This window comes from Curtobacterium sp. L1-20 (assembly GCF_048755855.1).
In the GTDB taxonomy this organism is placed as follows: domain Bacteria; phylum Actinomycetota; class Actinomycetes; order Actinomycetales; family Microbacteriaceae; genus Curtobacterium.
In genome coordinates this window covers 1887217-1906568 of the sequence record NZ_CP151473.1, presented here as the reverse complement: position 1 = coordinate 1906568, position 19352 = coordinate 1887217, and the positions used below count along the sequence as shown (strand labels likewise).

The following is a 19352-nucleotide window of genomic DNA, read 5'->3' as shown; positions in this document are numbered from 1 at the left end:
CCGTCCGACAGCCGGGAGGCGCGGGGCACGACCGCCCCGCGCCTCCGTGTCATGAGCGGCATCATTCTGTGAGAAACCCCAGGTGAGAGCGGGTAGTTCCGTGATGGAACCGTGACGTTGTCGCCTGTCGCGCAGCCGTATCGTCTCCACTGACGGGAGCGATCACCGCGTCCCGCAACCCGACTCCCAGGGGGGAATCATGCACCAGTCCAGCAGGCCGCCGGTCCGTCGCGCGGCGGCCATCGGCGCCGTCGTCGCAGCGACCGCCATCGGTTCGGTCATCGGCGTCGGCGGGCCCGCGATGGCCGCGACGCCGACACCGACGGCGACGCCCACGAGCTCGACGACGACCGCCGGCACCACGACGACGCCCGCCGACACGACGACCTCGACCGCCGACGCCACGACGACGCCGGCCGGTACGACGACGCCCGCCGGCGCCGGAGCGAGCGCCGACACCACGACGACGAAGCCCGCGTCGACGTCGACGACCGGCGCGACGGCGGCCACGACCTCGACCCCGTCGACGACGACGACGACCGCCGCGACCCCGGGCGCCACGACGTCCCCCGCCGCAACGCCCTCCGCGAGCCCCGCGCCGGCCGCCACCCCGGGCGACGGCAGCGACCTCGCCTTCACCGAGCCCTCGACGAAGACGAAGCCGCTCGCCCTCTCGGCGACGGTCGGCACCCCCTTCACCCACACCTTCCACACCACGGGCGGCAACGGCACGGTGGGGTACGCCATCCAGGACGCGCCGTCCACGGCCTACACGGTCAACGTCGAGACCGGCGTGCTCAGCGGCACCCCGACGACCGCCGGCACGTTCGACTTCGAGGTCGTCGCCCTCAGCGGGACGACCCAGGTCACCGAGTACGTCCGCCTGACCGTGGCCCCGTCGCCGCTCGTCTTCACCGAGCCGTCGAGCGCCGCGAAGCCCCTGGCGCTCAGCGCGACGGCCGGCACGACCTTCACGCACACGTTCAGCACGACGGGCGGCACCGGTCCGCTCGCCTACGCCATCCAGGACTCGCCCTCCACGGACCTCAGCGTGAACGTCGAGACCGGCGTCCTCACGAGCACGGTCACCACCGCGGGGACGTACCAGTTCGAGGTCGTCGCCCTCCGCGGCACGGCGACCGCGACCGAGTACGTCCGACTCACCGTCCGTCCCGCGGCCCCGATCGGCGTCCTCGCCATCGTCGGTACCGGGACGCCGGGAACGAACGCGTGGTCGGTGGCTCCCGGAGGCGCGATCACGGCCTTCGACGCCGAGGGGCACTCGCTCGGGCGCGTGTCGTCGATCCCGACCCGGCAGGGCAGCTCGCTGCTGGTCTCCGGGCTGGCGGTCGACCGGTTCGGCAACCCGACCGCGCTCGGCGCCGCGAGTGGCGGACCGCACGCGACGGTGACGAGCTCGGTGTCGTCCGACCGTGTCACGTCGGTGCAGGACGGGATCGCCTCGCGCGTGACGTTCCCGCACGCCTCGGACCACCGCCTCACCATCACGCAGGACGGCGTCTCGACCTCGTTCGTGGTCGCCGTCCGACCGGTCGCCACGGCCGCCGTCGCCACGACGACGGCGAGCACCACCGGGGGCACGCTCGCGTACACCGGCGCCGACGAGACCGCTCCGCTCGCGTGGGCCCTCGGCCTGCTCGCATCGGGAGCGGCCCTGCTGCTCCACCGGCTGCGGCGCCGTCGCGTCTGACGCGACCCGTCCGCCGACAGGAGGCGCGGTGCCAGCCGGCACCGCGCCTCCTGTCCGTCTGCGGGTTCCCGCACCTACCCCCAAGCCTGGTCACATTCCGGTCGTCGTCACCGTGTCGTTCGCATCCAGCCCCTACGATCCGAGCACGACCGAGAACTCTCGGCGGATTCTCACGATCCGGCTCCTGGCCGGACCTGAACACCTGGGGGAAGACGTGCGCCGCAGCACTTCAACCGCCCGACGCGCGTGCGCCGTCGGCACCACAATCGCACTCGTCGGTCTCAGCACCGGCCTCGGCATCATGACCGCGACCTCGGCGTCCGCCGTCGAGCCGGACACGAGCGTCTCGACGCTGGCGACGCCCGGCGACACGAGCGCGGCGAACGGCAGCGCAGCGAACGACTCAACCACGCCGGGCACGGGCTCGAGCGACCCGTCGTCGATCAGCGACCCGTCGGCGACGACGGACCCGAACGCCCCGTCCGCACCCGCCGCCGGGACGGACCCCTCCGCCGGTGACACCTCGGGCTCGGACGCTCCGGCCGCGGGCGACCCCGGTGCGCCGACCGGGGACAGCACCGGCACCGGCACCACGCCGTCGGACAGCACGTCCCCCGACGCCGGCACCACCGCGCCGCCCGCGTCCACCCCCACGAAGACGCCGGCCACGCAGACCACGCCGGCCGACCAGCCGACCACGTCGGTCCGTGCCGCGGCACAGTCCGTCACCATCGAGGGCGATGCCAGCGTCGGCTCCGACCTCGTCGCGAAGCAGGCCGGCTTCACCTCCGGCAGCAAGGTCTCCTACCTCTGGACCGACGAGGACGGAACGGAGCTGTCCGACACCCCGGCCTACACGATCGCCAAGGACCTGGCGGGCAAGCGCGTCACCGTGACGGTCGAGGGATCCGTCGCCGGCGAGACCGCCACGGCGACGACCGACACCGCCGTCGCACCGGTCTTCGTCGACGAGGACGGCCAGCCGCTCTCCGACGACGACAGCGACCCGTACATCGAAGCGAAGGCCGGCGAAGCGTTCTCGTCCACCTTCCGGGCGTTCAGCACCCCCGCGCCGACGCTCTCGATCACCTGGTCCGACGACGAGGGCAACGCGACCACGACCGCGCCCGCCGGCGTGACGTTCGACGCGAAGACCGGGGTCCTGTCCGGCACCCTGACCGACGCGGAGCAGTCCTACGAATTCACGGTCACCGCCACGACCACGACGCCGTCGGGCACCGTCACGAGCGACCAGTTCGGCCTGATCAGCGTCGAGCCCGGCGCCCCCGCCGGCATCGAGGTGACCTCGGCCGACAAGGGCGCGCTCCTCGACGGCAACATCGAGCACGTGTGGATCATCCACCCGAACGGCGACGTGTACACCGAGGACGTCCTCGGTGACTCCCCGCCGGTGAAGGGCGGCAAGGTCACCGTGGCGCAGGGCGGCACGCTGCTCGTCGCCGGCTCGAAGGTCGACCGCTTCGGCAACGAGATCTACCCGGACTTCGACGAGGACACGGACGCCCCGGTCTTCTTCACCCCGACCGTGACCTCGGACGTCGCCAGCGACGTCATCCAGCGCGACCCCGACCTCGGTGAGGTCGGCGTCGTCAGCGTGACGTTCCCGCACGCCTCGACCCACACGCTCACGGTGTCCGGCGACTCGGTTCCGAGCACGGTCTTCGCGGTGGACGTCCAGCCGGCCGCCGTGCCGACCGTCCCGGCCGTCGCACCCGCCCCGCCGGTGGCTCCGGCCGTCGTCACCACCCACACGGTCGGCTCCGGCCGACTCGCCTACACCGGCACCGACTCGACGAGCGCCCTCCCCTGGGCCCTCGGTCTGGTCCTCGCCGGCGTCGGCCTGATCGGCGCACGCACCCTGCGCCGTCGTCGCGCCCAGCGCTGACCCCAGACGCCTCCCGTCCGACACGTGCCCGCGTGACGGACGGGAGGCCCTCCTCGGCCCCGCCACGCCCCGCACCGGATCTCCGGTCGCGGCGCGGCGGGGCCGTTCTCGTCACCGGAGCGCGCGGCATCGGTAGCGTTGGCGCATGCCCACCCTGCTGCACATCGACTCGTCCGCCGACCTCGCGCACTCCCGCTCCCGCGCACTCACCGCCGCGTTCGCCGACGCCTGGCGCGCCCGGGGTCCGGAGTACACGGTGGTGCGCCGGGACCTGCACGTCGACCAGCTGCCGCACCTCGAGACGTCGGCACTGCACTGGGCGGCGGCGGACCGCACGGCGGACGAGGTCGTCGCACCCGACGCCGAGGCCCTCCGTCAGCAGGTCATCGACGAGCTCCTCGCCGCCGACGTCGTCCTGGTCGGCGCGCCCCTCTACAACTACACGGTGCCGTCGACGCTCAAGGCGTGGATCGACCGCGTCCACGTCCCCGGGGTCCTCGCCGGCGGCGTCCAGCCCCTGGCCGGACGTCCGGTCGTCACCGTGGTCAGCCGTGGCGCGACCTACGACGCCGGCACGCCCACGGAGGACTGGGACCACGGCTCCCCCGTGCTGCACCTCATCCTCGGCACGGCGCTCGGCATGAAGCTCTACCCGGTGACGGTCAGCGCCACCCTGGCCGACCGGCTGCCCGACCTGGCTCCGCTCGCCGACCACGCGCACGCCGAGTTCGCCGACGCGACGACCACCCTCGAGCGCCTGGCAGCCACGCTCCCCTGACCACATGACCGCCGGCCTGCTGCGGTCGGCTCAGCCGGGGCGGACCTCGCCGCTCCGGCCGAGCAGGTCGGCGTGGAACGCCGTCTGCGTCAGCGCGCTCGCGAGCAGGAAGCCCGTCATCGTCTCGATCCCACCGCTGAAGGGCACGCGGGCGGCGACCTCGTAGAGGGTGGGGTCGCGCAGGGCGTCGAGCGCGCGGGCGACGTGCTGCGACCGCTCCTCGCGGTGCCGCGCGAGTGTCCGGGCCCGCGACGGCACGTCGCGGAAGCGGTACTCGTGCCCCGGGCAGACCTCGAGGTCCGGGTACACGTCGAGCCGGCGGAGCGACGCCAGGTACGCGGCGAGCGGGTTCGTCGCCGTCCGGCCGCCGAGCCCGATCCCCGGGTTGATCCGGGGCAGGACGTGGTCACCGGTGAAGAGGAGTCCGTCGGCCTCGTCGACGAAGCAGCAGTGCCCCTCGGTGTGCCCGGACGTCAGGAGTGTGCGGATCGTGCGTCCGGCGACGGGGAGTTCGTCGTCGTCCTCGAGCAGGACGTCCGCGAACGGCTCGGCGGTGCGTCCGAGGCCGATCCGTCGACCGCTCCCCCAGGCCTCGACCACGCCGGCGCGCAGGTCGGCCGGGATGCCCCACGCCGCGATGTCGGCGTCGTTCGCCACGGCATCCTCGCGCTCGCGGTGCAGTGACTCGACCTCGAGCCGGTGCATCGCGATCCGGGCGCCGGTGGCCCGCCGGACGGCCGCGGCGGCACCCAGGTGATCGGCGTGCAGGTGCGTGACCACCACGAGCCCGACGTCGTCGAGCGAGCGGCCGATCGTGGCGAGCCCGTCGCGCAGGGCGACGAGCCCGTCGTCGGACGCCCAGCCGGGGTCGATCAGCGTGAGCGCGCCGTCCGATCCCTCGAGCACGTACACGAGCGTCGCGTCGGGCACACCGAACCGGAACGGCACGGCGAGGGTCCAGATGCCGGGCCGGACCTGTTCCACGGGCGGCAGGACGCCGTCGCGGAGCGCGGCGGCCTGCACGGGGCTGATCGGTTCCGGTGCCGGCGCTGCCGGCGGTGGCACGGTCGTCACGCGCACCACCCTACTGACGCGAGCCGACGTGGCCGGGGCACGCCGCGCCTCCCGGCAGCCTGGCGCGCGCCCGCGAGTAGACAGGTCGCATGGAGATCGCACCGATGCTCGCCAAGGCCGTGTCCGACGTCCCGGACCCCGACAGCGTGCGGGGCGGGCTGCGCTACGAACCGAAGTGGGACGGCTTCCGCGGGATCGTCACCGTCGACGGCGACGACGTGGAGATCGGCAGCCGGGGCGCGAAGCCGCTCACCCGGTACTTCCCCGAACTCGTCGAGGCCTTCCGCACACAGTTCGGCGGACGGGAGCACCCGGTGGTGCTCGACGGCGAGGTGGTGCTCCGGTCCGGGGAGCCCGGTGCCGAACGCCTCGACTGGGAGGCGCTGTCGCAGCGCATCCACCCGGCGGCCTCGCGGATCGCGAAGCTCAGCGCGGAGACGCCGGCGCAGTTCGTGGCGTTCGACCTCCTCGCGATCGACGGCGAGGAACTGGTCGACCTGCCGTTCGACGAACGACGGGCGCGGCTCGAGACCCTCGCCGGGGACCTCGTCGACCCGCTGTTCGTCACGCGCACCACGCTCGACGTCGACCTCGCCCGCGAGTGGCTCACCACCTTCGAGGGCGCCGGGCTCGACGGGGTGGTCGCCAAGCCCCGGGCCCGGGCGTACGAGCCGGGGAAGCGGTCGATGCTCAAGGTGAAGCACCACCGGACCGCGGACGTCGTCGCCATCGGGTACCGGGTCCACAAGAGCGGCTCCGGGGTGGGTTCGCTCCTGGTGGGGTTGTACGGCGACGACGGCGAGCTCCGGCAGGTGGGTGGTGTGTCCGCGTTCTCCGACAAGCGGCGGCTCGCGTTGGTCGACGAGCTCGACCCGGTGGTCCTCCGCGACGACGACGGGGAGCCCGTGACCGGCGAGGGTGAGAAGTCGCGGTTCTCGTCGGGACGTGACACGTCGTTCGTCCGGCTGGAGCCCTCGGTCGTGCTCGAGGTGCGCTACGACCAGATGGAGGGCGACCGCTTCCGGCACACGGTGCAGTTCGAGCGGTGGCGCCCCGACCGCGACGCGGCCTCGTGTGGCTTCGACCAGCTCGAGGTCCCGGCCGCCTACGACCTGCGAGACGTCCTCAACTGATCGCTTGCGCTGTCCGATCCACGCTTCTACGATGAAAGTAGTTAGGCGAACTAGTAACTTCGTCCTCGCGGTCGTCACGACCGCTGGGAGTGAGAACGGAGCGGGACATGATCATCGACGGCATCAGCGACGCGCACCGCGCGACCTGGTCGCGACTGACGCGACTGCACACGGCGAGCGTCTCGCTGCCGACGCACACCACGCGCGTCACGCAGCCCAAGCTCGTCGGCGAAGAGACGAACGCCGCCTAGGCCGCCCGCTCAGGACTTCCTGGCCCGGGACGGTCAGGAATTCCTGGCACGCGACGGCTGCACGCGCGGCGGCTCCCCCGGCATCTTCGGGAAGTCCGGCGGGAACGGCAGCTCTCCCTCGCCGTTCGCGAGGTCACGCTCCCACCACGACAGCAGCGGCGCGATGCTCGCGGACTCCTCGTGCATCGCCTCCCACGGGTCGCCGGTGCTGCGCAACCGCTCCGGCACGGTCCGGATGGTGAACGTCGTCGGGTCGGCCGAGTCGAGCTCGTCCCACGCGATCGGTGTCGACACCGCGGCGTGTGCCAGGGCCCGGGGGCTGTAGGCGCCCGCCATCGTCCGGTCGCGGTTCGCCTGGTTGAAGTCGACGAAGACGCGCTGCCCGCGCTCCTCCTTCCACCACGCGGTCGTGACCTGGTCCGGCATCCGCCGTTCGAGCTCCCGTGCAGCCGCGATCACCGCGTGCCGCACGTCGAGGAACTCGTGCTCCGGACGGATCGGCGCGAACACGTGCAGGCCGCGGTTGCCGCTCGTCTTGATCCAGGCCGTCAGCCCGACCTCGGCCAGGACCTTCCGGAGCTCGTGGGCGATCGGCACCGTGTCGTGGAAGTCCGTCCCCGGCTGCGGGTCGAGGTCGATGCGGAGCTGGTCCGGGTGGTCGGAATCCTCGGCGCGCGATGCCCACGGGTGGAACACGACGGTGTTCATCTGCGCGGCCCACACCGCGACGGCGGGCTCGTCGACGACGAGTTGCGGGTGGCTCCGGGCGCTCGGGTACGTGACCGTGACGGAGCGGACGTAGTCGGGCGCGCCCTTCGGCGGGTTCTTCGAGAAGAACTGCTCGCCGTCGATGCCGCCGGGGAACCGCTGCAGGGAGATCGGGCGGTCGCCGTTCGCCCGGACGAACGCGTCGCCGACGGTGACGAGGTACTGCGCGAGGTCGAGCTTCGTGATCCCGGGCTCCGGCCAGAGCACACGGGACGGGCTGCTGATCCGGACCTCCCGGTCGCCGTGGGGTCCGGGCACCGTCAGCACCGTCGCGTCGCTCGCCATGCAGCGGAAGCTACACGGTGCACGATGGGCGGGTGACGGACTACATCGGCGTCGACCTGGCGTGGGGACTCGGCTCCGACCGCACGCCCGCGAACGAGACCGGGCTCGTGGCGATGCGCGCCGACGGCACGATCACCGACGCCGGGTGGGCCCGGGGCGTCGACGCCGTGACGCGCTGGGTCCTCGACCACCTCGGCCCGCGCAGCCTGGTCGCCGTCGACGCATCGCTCGTCGTGACGAACCCCACCGGCATCCGCGAAGCCGAACGCCAGGTCGGGCAACGCTACGGACGCTGGAAGGTCGCGGCGAACCCGACCAACCTCGCGTCGGCGGCGAGCGCCGGCGCCCGGCTGCTCGACCGGTTGACCGAGCACGGCGTCGGGTACGTGTCGGACACGGCGACGATGCGGGCCCGCAGCGGTCCGGTGGCGTTCGAGTGCTACCCGTACACGACGCTCGTCGGGGTCAAGGAGCTCGGGTACGACGTCGAGCGCCCCCGCTACAAGCGACTGGACCTGCACGTGCCGGCGCCGGTGGCCCGGGCCCGTCGGGCCGAGGCGTTCGACGACCTCGTCCGACGGCTCCGCTCGACGCCGCTCGTCCCGCCACTGCTGCTCGACTCCCACCCGCTCACGGCCGGGCTCGCCGAGCCCTCCGGCATCCACGGGCCGACGCACAAGCACCGGGAGGACCTGCTCGACGGCGCCCTGTGTGCGTGGACGGCCGCGTTCTGGGACCGGCACGGCGACGAGCGGGTGCAGATCCTGGGCGGTGATGGGCGCCTCCCGTCCGACCCGCAGGACGAGGCGGGCCGGAGGCCCGTCGTGGTGGCGCCCGCACGCCCGTCGCAGCGGCGACCCCGCGGCTAGTCTGGGGCGGTGAGCACCACCACCGAACCCCTGCGCATCGGGCTGGTGTCGCTGCACACCTCCCCCGGTGACGAGCCCGGCTCCGGCGAGGTCGGCGGCATGAACGTCGTCGTCCGTCACCAGGCCGAGGCCCTCGCCGACCGCGGCCACCACGTCGAGATCATCACGCGCCGCTCGGCGCCGGAGCAGCCCGACTCGGTCTCGCTCGTGCCCGGCGTCTGCCTGCGGTTCCTGTCCGCCGGGCCGGCCGAGCCGGTGCCGAAGGGCGAGCACGACGCGTTCATCGAGCCGTTCCGCCACGAGCTCGAGCACCTCGGCCCGTACGACGTGCTGCACTCGCACCACTGGTTCTCGGGCGCAGCGGCATTGCCCGTCGCCCGCGAGCGCGGCATCCCGCACGTGCAGTCGTTCCACTCCATCGCGGCCGACGGGGACACCCCGCTGTCCGAGGGGGAACGCCCGGAGTCCGCGGGCCGGATGGCCGGCGAGCGGACCCTCGCGCGCGACTCCGACGCCGTCGTGGTCGTCTCCTCCGCCGAGGCCGACACGGTGCGCACCCGACTCGGCGGCGACTCCGCGCGGGTCTGGATCGTCCCGCCGGGCGTCGACGGGTCGGTCTTCCGGCCCGCCGCGAGCGGCTCGCGCCGGTCCGACACCCCCTACGTGGTCGCGGCGGCGCGCGTGCAGCCGTTGAAGGGCCTCGACCTCGCGATCGAGGCCATCGCCGGCATCAGCCAGGAGGCGCGACCCACCCTCGTCATCGCGGGGGACGCCTCGAGCGAGGCGGGCGACTACGTGGACGAACTGCGTCGGCTCGCGTCCGCGCGCGGCATCGCCGACCGCGTGACCTTCATCGGTCCGCAGTCCCGGGCCGACCTGGCGCTGTTGTTCCGCGGCGCGGCGGCCGTGCTCGTGCCGTCGCACTCCGAGACGTACGGCCTCGTGGCACTGGAGGGGTCCGCTTCCGGCGTGCCCGTCGTCGCAGCCGCCGCCGGGGGGTTGCGCGAGGCCGTGGTCGACGGTGAGACCGGCGTCGTGCTCGAGTCGCGCGACCCCGCGGTGTGGGCTGCGGAGATCCAGCGCATCCTGACGGACGCCGCGTACGCCGCGGGGCTCGCGGCGGCCGGCCGGGAGCACGCGGAGCGGCTCAGCTGGGAGCGCTCGGCGGCCGGCCTGGAGGACGTGTACCGCCGGGTGCTCGGCGTCCGGGGCGGCGGGGTGCGGTGACGGTGTTCGACGCGTTCTGGGCGGCGCTCGACGCCGTGCCGGTGGCCGACGACGCCGAGGCGCTGTACGACGTGTCGACCGAGGCGGGTCGGCTGCGACGGGAGAACCTGGCGCGCTACCTCGACCGCGTCGGTCCGGCGGCGGACACGGTGCTCGTCGCCGAGGCTCCCGGGTGGCGGGGCATGACGAACACCGGCGTGCCGTTCACGAGCATGCGTGAGCTCGGGCCGGAGTACCTCGTCCCGCACGAGCCGACCGCGCCGTGGGAGGCGTCCTCGCGCGTGGTGCAGGCCGCCCTCGCCGAGTGGCGCGGGCCGCTCCCCCTGACGTGGGCGATCTTCCCGCACCACCCCTTCGTGGCACCGGACCGGCGGACGAACCGCACGCCGCGGCCGTCGGAGGTGCGGGACGGGGCGCCGGTCGCGCTGGCGCTGCTGGAGGCGCTCGGCGGCGGGGTCGCGGGCGGCGAAGTCGCGGGCGGTGGGGACGCGGCCGGTCGTGGTGGGGCCTCGCGCGGGGGCGCCGGCATTGGTCAGGGCGAGGTCAGGCGCGGCGGGCCCGGCGGGGTCCGGGTCGTCGCGGTGGGGCGGAAGGCGCAGGGGGCGCTGGCCCTTGCCGGCATCGACGCGATCGCCGTCCGGCACCCGGCGCAGGGCGGGGCGAAGCAGTTCACCGAGCAGGTGCTGGCGCTCGACGTCTGAGCGGGCGCGACCGCGGCGCGGCGGCGGCACCCCGAGACCCGCGCCCGCGGACACGTTCGCGGCACTCGGGGCGCGGAACCGTCCGCCGAGCCGAGACTCGGGCGAGCAGGCGCGGCCGCCCGGCCGACGCCGCGGCCGCGGACCCCGCCGGGGCGTCAGGCGGACCGGACCTCGACGCCCTTCTCGGTCAGCCGGTCGACGACGTGCGCGGGCAGCGGTGCAGCGGCGTACACGGTCGCCAGCGCCGGCAGGTCGAGCACGTCGTCCCAGTTCTGCGGGTCGTACCGGTCGTCGGAGCCGTCCCATCCCGGGTGCACGTCCTGCAGCACCTCGAGGTCGCTGTCGACGGTGAGCTCCGTCACCAGGGACAGGTGCGAGGGCAGCAGGTCGAGGTCGTCGTAGTACTGCCGGGCCCGGTCGTCCTGGCCCTCGACGTCGAGGTCCTCGTCGGCCTGCTCGTCGTCGTCCTCGCCGTCGTACGGTTCGAGGACGTCGAGGTCGTAGCAGAGGACGTCGAGCACGAGCAGCTTCGCGTTGAAGTCGGCGAACTCGACGGGCTCTTCGGTGGTGGTGGACTCGTCGTACATGGGTCGGAGCGTAGCGATCCGGCGCTGGGCTCGCCCGTCGACCGCGTGTCGACCACGACACGACCGTGTTGCGATCAGCGGCGAACTCCCTGCGAGGGTGGACAGAATCGGAGCCCGCGGGGAAGGTGGACGCATGGCCACCACCAACACAGAGCGCCCGCCGCAGGAGCAGACCGAGCTCAAGCGGGTCATCGGTCCGAAGCTCCTGCTGCTGTTCATCGTCGGGGACATCCTCGGAACGGGCGTCTACGCGCTCACCGGCCAGGTCGCGGCGGAGGTCGGCGGAGCAGCGTGGCTCCCCTTCCTCATCGCGTTCGCGGTCGCCCTGCTCACAGCGTTCTCGTACCTGGAGCTCGTCACGAAGTACCCGCAGACCGCCGGCGCGGCGTTGTACGTGCACAAGGCGTTCGGCATCCACTTCGTGACGTTCATCGTGACGTTCATCGTCATGTGCTCCGGCATCACGTCGGCGTCGACGGCGTCGCGGGCGTTCGCCGCGAACCTCGGCGCCGGCTTCGGCATCGAGTTGCCGAACGCGGTCGTGATGCTCATCGCGATGGGCTTCATGCTCATGGTGATGGCGATCAACTTCCGCGGCGTCAGCGAGAGCGTCAAGACCAACGTCGTGCTCACCCTCGTCGAGCTCAGCGGTCTGGTGATGGTCATCCTCATCGGCTTCTGGGCGATCGCGGGCGGCAACGCGGACTTCTCGCGCGTGGTGATGTTCGAGACGCCCGAGGACAAGTCGCTGCTGCTCTCGGTGTCGACCGCCACGTCCCTGGCCTTCTTCGCCATGGTCGGCTTCGAGGACTCGGTGAACATGGCCGAGGAGACGAAGGACCCCTCGCGCATCTTCCCGAAGGTCATGCTCACCGGGCTCGGCATCACGGCCGTCATCTATGTGCTGGTCTCGATCTGCGCGGTCGCCGTCGTGCCGATCGGCGAGCTGGCCGGCAACGAGACGCCCCTCGTCACCGTGGTACAGACGGCCGCGCCGGACTTCCCGATCGCCGACCTGCTGCCGTTCATCTCGATGTTCGCCGTCGCCAACACCGCGCTGATCAACATGATGATGGCGTCGCGGCTGCTGTACGGGATGAGCAAGCAGGGTGTCCTTCCCGGGTTCCTCGCGCGCGTCTCGCCGACCCGTCGCACGCCGTCGACCGCGATCGTCTTCACCACCCTCATCTCGCTGCTGCTCATCGGCTGGGTGTCGCTCGACCCCGACTCCCCCATCGTCGTCGTCCTCGGTGGCACGACCTCGCTGTTGCTGCTGTCGGTGTTCGCCGTCGTCAACCTGTCCGTCCTGGTCCTGCGTCGCGACCGTGTCGGGCACAAGCACTTCCGTGCCGGGGTCGTCGTGCCCGTGATCGGTGTCGTCACCTGCCTGTGGTTGGTGCTGCCGTTCTCGTCCGGCCGCGACCCGCAGCAGTACCAGATCGCCGGTGCGCTCCTGGCGCTCGGGATCGTGCTCTGGGCCGTCACCTGGTTCACGCACGGCCGGAAGCACGCGGAGAAGGCCCCGACGGGCCTCGTCACGGAGCCGACGAAGACCGTGTCGGGCTCGTCGTCCAGCCACGACGGGAAGCGTGAGGGCCGCGACGGCTGATGGACACGACGGACTTGATCTTCGCGATCTCGATCGGCATGGTCGTGGTGCTCGCCCTGTCCGCCGCCGGGGTCTTCGGCCGTCGGAAGCGCTGAGCGCAACCTCCGGACGGACGACACCCCCGATCGGGCGGGTGCGGTTCCCAGTCGGCGCACGTACCCTCGTCGTGCTCCGCCTGACCCACCCCGCCCGAGAGGACCCGCCATGCGCCGCGTCGGCATCACGCTCGCGTCGGTCTTCGGCGCGGGCGTCGTCGCGATCGGCATCGGGGTCGTCGTGGTCATCGTCATCGCGGTGAACTCGCTGTCCGGCGCCGCGAAGTCCGCGACAGCCGACACCGCGCCCACCTGCCCGCACGTCGCATCGCGGACCGTCGGCGGGATCGTCGTGCCAGCGGGGCCGATCGCCGGCTTCTGTCAGGACCGTCTGGTGAACGCGGCGTCGGTGATCCAGGCGGCGCGGGCGCTCGGCATCGGCCCGCACACCCAGGCCGTCGGGGTCATGACCGCGATCGGCGAGTCGAGCCTGGTGAACATCGACCACGGTGACGCCGCCGGCCCGGACAGCCGCGGCCTGTTCCAGCAGCGGGACAACGGCGCGTGGGGAACGTACGAGCAGCGGATGGACCCCTACACGGCGGCGTCTATGTTCTACGCGAAGCTCGTGAAGGTGCCGGGCTGGAAGACGATGAGCCCGACCGAGATGGCGCACGCCGTGCAGATCAACTCAGACCCGGACCACTACGCGAAGTACTGGCCCGAGGCGAAGGCGGTCGTCGAGGGACTCACCGGCGAGACCGTGCCGGACACCGCGCCGCAGGGCTGACCGGGTCCTCACGACGCCAGGGCCAACACCCCGTCGTCCGACCCGTCCGGTTCGTCGAGGGACACGATCGCCGTCCCGCCCGTGTGCACCGCGACCTGCGCCCGGAGACGGACGTCGTGCTCGCGGAGCGCGCACTCGCAGGCGTCCACCCACTCCCAGTCGACCGGGTACAACCGGTCCTCGCCGGGTCGCTCCCACACGAGGACCACCTCGGCCGCCGCGACCTGCTGGACGACGTCGGCGACGAGCGCCGCGAGGTCGTCCACGTGCTCGTCGGGCTGCCACGGGAGTTCCGAGACGGGCATCACGAACGAGATCGGCACGGCACGTTCGTCGAGGAAGAGCACCCAGCACTGCCGCGTGACCGGACGTTCGAGGAGCGCGGTGACGAGGCTCACCACGTCGTCGTCGGTGCGGATCGGGGTGTGGATGAGGCGCTCGAGCATGTCGTTGTCTGGCATGCCCCCAGCGTCGCGCCGCGTGCCACCGCTGCGGGGAGCTCGACACCGATCTGTGGACGGAGCGCAGCGGCACCGGGCCTGTGGAGGAGTGCGCTCAGACGCCGTGCGTGATCGCACTGTCGACCAGCAGGACCGCCCCGGAGAACACCGCGACGACCGCCGCGACCCCGACCAGCGCGAAGGGCCAGGTCAGCTTGCGCCGCACGAGCCGGAGGACGCAGACGACGAGCGTCGCGACGAGGACGACGGCGACGAGGACCGGCCCGACGGCAACGACCGCTCCCCCGAACGCCTGGTCGCAGGTGTTGCCGGGAGCGGCGCACGAGCCGAAGGCGAGGGACAGGAAGACGATGCCGCCGCCGGCGGCCACCGACTCCGCTGCCAACAGCACCAGCAGTGCGACGGTCGCGACCACGTCGACGACGCGGCGGCGACCGGCCAGGGGGTGCCGCGCCTCCCGGCCGAAGACCGGCGGGCCCGACCCGAGCGGGTCAGCAGCCACGGCCGGTGTGTACCGGCCCGACGTGGGAGCGGACGCGGACGCGGACGGCGGGACCGCGCCGGGTCCACCCGACGCTCTCAGCCCGTCGGACCCCCGGTCGGGACGATCCCCCGCCGCGCCGCGCATCACACGCGCCGGCCGCGCGTCGACCAGAGCGACGCGGCGATGAGGAGCGGCTGCCCGAACAGGCGGCCGATGCGCTTCTCGTCGGAGTCGAGGCCGAAGGCGTCCCGCCGGTTCACCCACTGCGAGAGGTTGCCGGGGAAGACCGCGACGAAGAACAGGGCCGCGATGTTGCCGACCGTGCGACGGCTCCGACGGGGCGCGAGCACGAGCGCACCGCCGAGCGCGATCTCGGCGACGCCCGACGCCAGGACGGTGGCGTCTTCGTCGAGCGGCACGAACTCCGGGACCTGCGCCCGGAAGTCCTGGCGGGCGAAGGTGAGGTGGCTGACGCCAGCGAACACGAGGGCGAGACCGAGCAGGACGCGGAGGAAGGAACGCATGCCTCCATGGTGCCCGTCCGCGGCGGACTCCGACCACCCGACGGATCGTCGGAACGGCGGCGCCCCGGACGCGCGGCCCCTCGGACGAGGGCGAGCGGTGACCCCGACGGCTCGCTAGGTTCGGACACATGGGAGGAGCCTCGCGGGACCACGAGCCGCCCGCCGCCCCCGCGACCTTCGCGGTGCTGCTCGGGCCGCTCGCGTTCTACATGGGGATCATCGTGCCCGCGGCGTCGATGGGGCGGCACGTGCTGCTCGGCGCCGCGTTCGGCGTGCTGTGCGTGCTGAGCGGGTGGCGCGCGATCAGGATCGCGGGTCGACGTCGCGCCGTGCGGGTGTGGGCGTGGGTCGGGATCGTGCTCGGGGTGCTCGGGCTCGTCATGCTCGTGTGGCAGCTGCTCGTCATCGTCACCGGGGGCGCGTTCCCGCCGCCGTTCTGGTCGCCGTACGCACACCGGTGACGGCGGGCCCCGCGGCGGCCGCCCGGCCGCACCGGCCCGCTCCCGGCCTGCTCACGCGAAAGCGACAGGCTGCCGCCCTCGCACCGCTCCCGCACCGCTCCCGCCAAAGCGACAGGCTGCCGCCGTCTGCACCCGTCAGACTGTCGCTCCCGCGGCACGGACCGCGCCGGTTACGGAGCACGTGTCGCTCTCGCGTGACGGACGGGAGGCACGGCGCGGCCCCGCCCCGCGCCTCCGGTCCGCAGGGCGGCTCGACAGCCACCTCGTCACCAGCCGAGCGTGCCGGCCCCGCCCTTGAACGGCCCGACGACCTTCGACGTGATCCAACCGCCGTAGAAGTCGCCCTCCTGCGCCTGCACCACCTCGCCGCCGACCTCGCACGAGTCCATCGCCGAGGGGTAGATCGCCACCATGTCGCGGAGGACCTCGTACCCCGGCTCTGGCTTCGGGTAGTTCCACGCCGCCCGCGCGGCGACGACGTCACGTTCCGCCCCGCCCAGCACGTCGAAGTACCGCGCGCGTCCCTTGAACTCGCACATGCTCGAGCCGTCGGCCGGACGGAGGTCGAGCCCGGCCATCGGCAGGTAGTACACCGGCGGGTGTGAGGTCTCGAGGACCCGGACCGCCTCGGTCGTGTCGGCGATGACGACGCCGCCGAGCCGCACCACCACGCGGTCGTGCACGGGCTCCACGGCGGGAGGCCGCGGGTAGTCCCAGACGGATTCCTGTCCGGGGCCGGGTTCGGTTCGTGAGGGTCGTCGCATGCCTCCGGTCTACGCGCCGCGCCTGCCGGTTGCCTCGTAGCGTCGGGGCGGACCGCGAGACTCGGCCCCGCGGACACTCTCGCGGCGGACGGAGCACGAAACTGTCCGGCCGGCCGAGACTCGGCACCGCCCGCTCGGCCGCCGACCGCGCGCGACCGCCCCGCAGGGTGCAGAGTGGGCGCGTGACGACGACGACACGCACCCTGTTCCGACGGAAGCCGATCGAGACGATCGACGACGAGACCGGCGCCGAGGACGGCCTGAAACGGCACCTCGGCCTCTGGCAGCTCACCGCGATCGGCATCGGCGGCATCATCGGCGCCGGCATCTTCACCCTCGCCGGCACCGTGGCGAACGGCGTCGCCGGCCCAGCGGTCCTCATCAGCTTCCTCGTCGCCGGGGTCGCGAGCGCCGCCGCCGCGCTCTCCTACGCCGAGTTCGCCGGCCTGATCCCGAAGGCCGGCAGTGCGTACACGTACGGCTACGCGGTGCTCGGCGAGATCGTCGGCTGGTTCATCGGCTGGGACCTGCTGCTCGAGTACACGGCGATCGTGGCGGTGGTCGCCATCGGCATCTCGGGCTACGTCGGGTTCCTGGTCGGCCAGTTCGGCATCGACCTGCCCGCCTGGATGCTCGGCGCGCCGGGCACCGGGGACGGCCACGTGATCGACGTCTTCGCGATCGTCCTGTGCCTGCTGACGGCCTTCGTCCTCACCCGCGGCATCCGGAGCGCCGCACGGTTCGAGTTCGTCGCCGTCGGCATCAAGGTCGCGCTCGTCGTGCTCATCGTGGTGCTCGGCGTGTTCCACATCAACAGCGCGAACTACTCCCCCTACTTCCCGTTCGGATTCGGCGGCGTGATGACCGGTGCCGCGACGGTGTTCTTCGCCGTGTTCGGCTACGACGCGATGTCGACCGCCGCCGAGGAGTCCACCGACGCGCGGAAGCACATGCCGAAGGCGATCCTGCTCTCCCTCGGCATCTCGATGGTCCTCTACGTGCTGGCGACCCTCGTGCTCACCGGCATGCAGAAGTACACCGACATCGACCCGGCCTCGGGCTTCTCGTCGGCGTTCGCGTCGGTCGGCCTCGGGGGCGTCGCGAACGTCATCGCGATCGGTGCCATCGTCGGCATCGTGACCGTCCTGGTGACCTTCATGCTCGGCGCGAGCCGCGTCTGGTTCTCGATGAGCCGCGACGGCCTCATGCCGAAGTGGTTCGCGAAGACGGACCCGAAGCGCCACGTGCCGACCCGGGTGACGTGGATCCTCGGCATCGCGTCCGCGGTCCTGGCCGGCGTGCTGCCGATCGGCGTCGTCGCGGAGCTGACGAACATCGGCATCCTGCTCGCCTTCGTGGTGGTCTGCTCCGCGGTGATCGTCCTGCGGTACCGGCAGCCCGACCTCGACCGGCAGTTCCGGCTGCCGTTCATGCCGGTGATCCCGATCATCGGCGTCATCGCCTCACTGTGGCTCGTGACGTTCCTGCAGTGGGAGACCTGGGTGCGCTTCGCGGTCTGGTTCGCGATCGGCCTCGGCGTGTACTTCGGCTACTCGCGCCGTCACAGCAAGTTGGCGGACCCCGCGTCGACGTCGCGCTGACCGGCCGGGGCACCGCGACCAGCCACACCCGGAACCGCCACCGCCCCCGGAACCGCCGCCACACCCGGAACTGCCGCCGCGTCGAACCCGAATCGACACGGCGGCACTCCTGGCGTGGTCACCCCGAGGGAGCGACCGACAACGAGCAGGAGTGCAGATCGACTCGACCGCTCGCAGCCCATGCAAGCAGTGTCCGCCCACGCAAGGTACCCCCACAACGGGGAACGCGCGTTCTCCGGCCAGGACCGGTCAGGTGCCCGCCACCGGGATGTCCCAGTACGACGGCTGCTCGTAGTGCTCCGCCCAGCCACGGCGCATCCGCGCGGCGGCTCGGTCGAACGCATCGACGACGTCCGTGTCGGTCGTCAGGAGCGACTGCAGCCGCAGCCCGTCGTACAGGGCCAGGAGCTGCTGCGCGCCGCGCACGGGGTCCATCGTCGCTGGCTCGCGACCGGAACGGACGTCCTCGGCGAGCGCCTGGCGGATCGTCTCGCGGAACTGCAGGTACGCGGAGCGGTAGTAGTCGGCGCCGTCGGTGGAGGGGTCCGTCGAGGTCGCGAGGGACGAGGCCACCAGTCGCATGAGCGCCGGCTCCTCGGCGTGCGCGACGAGCAACGCGTGCAGGTACGCGACGGTACCCTTCTCGGCCTCGACCGGGAACAGGGGCGCCGAGACCGCGCGGGTCCAGCGCATCACGGTCGCCGCGAGCAGCGCGTGGTGCGAGGGGAAGAGGTGCAGGACGTCGTCGACGGACAGCTCCGCCCGCTCGGCGACCCCCTCCACCGAGAAGCGCGAGACCCCGTCGTCGTGGACGGTCGCGATCGCCGCGTTGAGCACTCGGGTGCGCGGGACCTCCTCGTCGTGGGCGTCCTGGTTGGTGAGCGGGCCGAGCGGGTGGCGGTCGAACCAGTCGAGGAGTGCGCGTGCCCGCGATGCCCCGAAGCCCGGCTCGGTCGGCTGGCGGGCGGTGAAGAGGTCACGGAAGCCGGGGACCTCCTCCATCAGCGGGTCGAGCGCCTGGAAGGCCATGGACCAGTCCGGGAAGGACCGCCGCGCGACGGGTTCGTCGAGGAGGACCCGGACTTTCGTGTGCCGCGGGTCGATCCGGACCTGTTCGAAGCGGGCCCCGACGACGTCGTCCTCGCCCTCGATGATCCCGATGCAGTTGTCGCCCTTGTGCGCGAGGACCCCGGTCACCCCGAGGCGTGCGTTCTTCTCACGGCCCACAGCGAGGATCTGCGCGAGCTCGGTGTCGGTGATCGGGCGGGTCTGGGTGCTGGTGTAGACGAGCGATCGCACGGTGCCTCCTGCGGGATCGTGTCGGAACGGCGCG

Annotated in this window: 20 protein-coding genes; 12 read left to right on the top strand and 8 right to left on the bottom strand. The window is 72.6% G+C overall.

Translation table 11 applies throughout. The annotated features are described in order from the left end of the window. Nucleotides 1–199 precede the first annotated feature (199 nt). The 3 genes from AAEP86_RS10560 to AAEP86_RS10550 all read left to right on the top strand — a co-directional run bounded on the left by AAEP86_RS10560 (nt 200) and on the right by AAEP86_RS10550 (nt 4395). On the top strand, nt 200–1711 hold the full coding sequence (locus tag AAEP86_RS10560) for a hypothetical protein (RefSeq protein ID WP_420367291.1): 1512 nt from the start codon (nt 200–202) through the stop codon (nt 1709–1711). Nucleotides 1712–2012: 301 nt separating this feature from the next. Beyond that, a complete protein-coding gene (locus tag AAEP86_RS10555; protein ID WP_420367290.1) occupies nt 2013–3617 on the top strand; it encodes a putative Ig domain-containing protein in 1605 nt (534 codons plus the stop codon). A 145-nt stretch (nt 3618–3762) separates the two neighbouring features. Then, the gene (locus AAEP86_RS10550; protein ID WP_420367289.1) at nt 3763–4395 is read left to right on the top strand and encodes an FMN-dependent NADH-azoreductase; all 633 of its coding nucleotides are present in this window, start codon (nt 3763–3765) and stop codon (nt 4393–4395) included. A gap of 30 nt (nt 4396–4425) precedes the next feature. Here the strand turns inward: AAEP86_RS10550 and AAEP86_RS10545 are convergent, their stop codons facing one another. After that, the gene (locus AAEP86_RS10545) at nt 4426–5469 is read right to left on the bottom strand and encodes an MBL fold metallo-hydrolase (RefSeq protein WP_420367288.1); all 1044 of its coding nucleotides are present in this window, start codon (nt 5467–5469) and stop codon (nt 4426–4428) included. 89 nt (nt 5470–5558) lie between these two features. On the opposite strand from AAEP86_RS10545, the gene AAEP86_RS10540 reads away from it, so the two are divergent. Beyond that, nucleotides 5559–6602 (top strand): ATP-dependent DNA ligase, encoded by a 1044-nt coding sequence (locus AAEP86_RS10540; protein ID WP_420367287.1) that lies wholly within the window; start codon nt 5559–5561, stop codon nt 6600–6602. A gap of 107 nt (nt 6603–6709) precedes the next feature. Beyond that, the gene (locus tag AAEP86_RS10535) at nt 6710–6853 is read left to right on the top strand and encodes a hypothetical protein (RefSeq protein WP_420367286.1); all 144 of its coding nucleotides are present in this window, start codon (nt 6710–6712) and stop codon (nt 6851–6853) included. Between the two features lie 33 nt (nt 6854–6886). On the opposite strand, the gene ligD is transcribed toward AAEP86_RS10535, so the two are convergent. After that, nucleotides 6887–7906, bottom strand: coding sequence for a non-homologous end-joining DNA ligase (ligD, locus tag AAEP86_RS10530; protein ID WP_420367285.1), 1020 nt, complete (start codon nt 7904–7906; stop codon nt 6887–6889). Nucleotides 7907–7938: 32 nt separating this feature from the next. Here ligD and AAEP86_RS10525 point away from each other — a divergent pair, with 32 nt between their 5' ends. From AAEP86_RS10525 to AAEP86_RS10515, 3 genes are read left to right on the top strand one after another with little or no spacing between them, the layout of a single operon-like run. After that, nucleotides 7939–8775 carry a DUF429 domain-containing protein gene (locus AAEP86_RS10525; protein WP_420367284.1) on the top strand — a complete coding sequence of 279 codons (837 nt, stop codon included), beginning with the start codon at nt 7939–7941 and terminating at the stop codon, nt 8773–8775. A gap of 9 nt (nt 8776–8784) precedes the next feature. Further along, entirely contained in the window at nt 8785–10002 is a 1218-nt protein-coding gene (locus AAEP86_RS10520; protein WP_420367283.1) for a glycosyltransferase, read from the top strand. After that, entirely contained in the window at nt 9999–10703 is a 705-nt protein-coding gene (locus tag AAEP86_RS10515) for a hypothetical protein (protein ID WP_420367282.1), read from the top strand. The genes AAEP86_RS10520 and AAEP86_RS10515 overlap by 4 nt, the downstream gene beginning before the upstream one ends. 155 nt (nt 10704–10858) lie before the next feature. Here the strand turns inward: AAEP86_RS10515 and AAEP86_RS10510 are convergent, their stop codons facing one another. After that, nucleotides 10859–11290 carry a DUF6892 domain-containing protein gene (locus AAEP86_RS10510; protein ID WP_420367281.1) on the bottom strand — a complete coding sequence of 144 codons (432 nt, stop codon included), beginning with the start codon at nt 11288–11290 and terminating at the stop codon, nt 10859–10861. 133 nt (nt 11291–11423) lie between these two features. Between AAEP86_RS10510 and AAEP86_RS10505 the strand changes: the two genes are divergently transcribed. Further along, the gene (locus AAEP86_RS10505) at nt 11424–12899 is read left to right on the top strand and encodes an APC family permease (RefSeq protein WP_420367280.1); all 1476 of its coding nucleotides are present in this window, start codon (nt 11424–11426) and stop codon (nt 12897–12899) included. A gap of 204 nt (nt 12900–13103) precedes the next feature. Continuing rightward, nucleotides 13104–13724 carry a hypothetical protein gene (locus tag AAEP86_RS10500; RefSeq protein WP_420367279.1) on the top strand — a complete coding sequence of 207 codons (621 nt, stop codon included), beginning with the start codon at nt 13104–13106 and terminating at the stop codon, nt 13722–13724. 8 nt (nt 13725–13732) lie between these two features. Here AAEP86_RS10500 and AAEP86_RS10495 read toward each other — a convergent pair whose 3' ends face one another. The 3 genes from AAEP86_RS10495 to AAEP86_RS10485 form a co-directional block, all read right to left on the bottom strand. After that, nucleotides 13733–14185 (bottom strand): hypothetical protein, encoded by a 453-nt coding sequence (locus AAEP86_RS10495; RefSeq protein ID WP_420367278.1) that lies wholly within the window; start codon nt 14183–14185, stop codon nt 13733–13735. Nucleotides 14186–14279: 94 nt separating this feature from the next. Further along, nucleotides 14280–14687 carry a hypothetical protein gene (locus AAEP86_RS10490; RefSeq protein ID WP_420367277.1) on the bottom strand — a complete coding sequence of 136 codons (408 nt, stop codon included), beginning with the start codon at nt 14685–14687 and terminating at the stop codon, nt 14280–14282. Nucleotides 14688–14812: 125 nt separating this feature from the next. Next, nucleotides 14813–15193, bottom strand: a complete 381-nt coding sequence (locus AAEP86_RS10485) for a MauE/DoxX family redox-associated membrane protein (protein ID WP_420367276.1) — start codon at nt 15191–15193, stop codon at nt 14813–14815. A gap of 128 nt (nt 15194–15321) precedes the next feature. On the opposite strand from AAEP86_RS10485, the gene AAEP86_RS10480 reads away from it, so the two are divergent. Further along, the gene (locus tag AAEP86_RS10480; protein WP_420367275.1) at nt 15322–15654 is read left to right on the top strand and encodes a hypothetical protein; all 333 of its coding nucleotides are present in this window, start codon (nt 15322–15324) and stop codon (nt 15652–15654) included. A 266-nt stretch (nt 15655–15920) separates the two neighbouring features. Here the strand turns inward: AAEP86_RS10480 and AAEP86_RS10475 are convergent, their stop codons facing one another. Then, nucleotides 15921–16418 (bottom strand): DUF427 domain-containing protein, encoded by a 498-nt coding sequence (locus AAEP86_RS10475; protein ID WP_420367274.1) that lies wholly within the window; start codon nt 16416–16418, stop codon nt 15921–15923. A gap of 182 nt (nt 16419–16600) precedes the next feature. On the opposite strand from AAEP86_RS10475, the gene AAEP86_RS10470 reads away from it, so the two are divergent. Next, a complete protein-coding gene (locus tag AAEP86_RS10470) occupies nt 16601–18019 on the top strand; it encodes an amino acid permease (protein WP_420367273.1) in 1419 nt (472 codons plus the stop codon). Between the two features lie 249 nt (nt 18020–18268). Here the strand turns inward: AAEP86_RS10470 and AAEP86_RS10465 are convergent, their stop codons facing one another. Then, complete coding sequence (locus tag AAEP86_RS10465; RefSeq protein WP_420367272.1) at nt 18269–19318, bottom strand: BLUF domain-containing protein; 1050 nt, start codon at nt 19316–19318, stop codon at nt 18269–18271. Nucleotides 19319–19352: the final 34 nt, after the last annotated feature.

Excerpts from the sequence above, each read along its gene's own strand:
- AAEP86_RS10560 (WP_420367291.1), top strand. The coding sequence starts at position 200 with ATGCACCAGTCCAGCAGGCCGCCGGTCCGTCGCGCGGCGGCCATCGGC.
- ligD (WP_420367285.1), bottom strand. The coding sequence starts at position 7,906 with ATGGCGAGCGACGCGACGGTGCTGACGGTGCCCGGACCCCACGGCGAC.
- AAEP86_RS10505 (WP_420367280.1), top strand. The coding sequence starts at position 11,424 with ATGGCCACCACCAACACAGAGCGCCCGCCGCAGGAGCAGACCGAGCTC.
- AAEP86_RS10480 (WP_420367275.1), top strand. The coding sequence starts at position 15,322 with ATGGGAGGAGCCTCGCGGGACCACGAGCCGCCCGCCGCCCCCGCGACC.
- AAEP86_RS10540 (WP_420367287.1), top strand. The coding sequence starts at position 5,559 with ATGGAGATCGCACCGATGCTCGCCAAGGCCGTGTCCGACGTCCCGGAC.
- AAEP86_RS10500 (WP_420367279.1), top strand. The coding sequence starts at position 13,104 with ATGCGCCGCGTCGGCATCACGCTCGCGTCGGTCTTCGGCGCGGGCGTC.
- AAEP86_RS10550 (WP_420367289.1), top strand. The coding sequence starts at position 3,763 with ATGCCCACCCTGCTGCACATCGACTCGTCCGCCGACCTCGCGCACTCC.
- AAEP86_RS10510 (WP_420367281.1), bottom strand. The coding sequence starts at position 11,290 with ATGTACGACGAGTCCACCACCACCGAAGAGCCCGTCGAGTTCGCCGAC.
- AAEP86_RS10495 (WP_420367278.1), bottom strand. The coding sequence starts at position 14,185 with ATGCCAGACAACGACATGCTCGAGCGCCTCATCCACACCCCGATCCGC.
- AAEP86_RS10535 (WP_420367286.1), top strand. The coding sequence starts at position 6,710 with ATGATCATCGACGGCATCAGCGACGCGCACCGCGCGACCTGGTCGCGA.
- AAEP86_RS10475 (WP_420367274.1), bottom strand. The coding sequence starts at position 16,418 with ATGCGACGACCCTCACGAACCGAACCCGGCCCCGGACAGGAATCCGTC.
- AAEP86_RS10555 (WP_420367290.1), top strand. The coding sequence starts at position 2,013 with ATGACCGCGACCTCGGCGTCCGCCGTCGAGCCGGACACGAGCGTCTCG.
- AAEP86_RS10485 (WP_420367276.1), bottom strand. The coding sequence starts at position 15,193 with ATGCGTTCCTTCCTCCGCGTCCTGCTCGGTCTCGCCCTCGTGTTCGCT.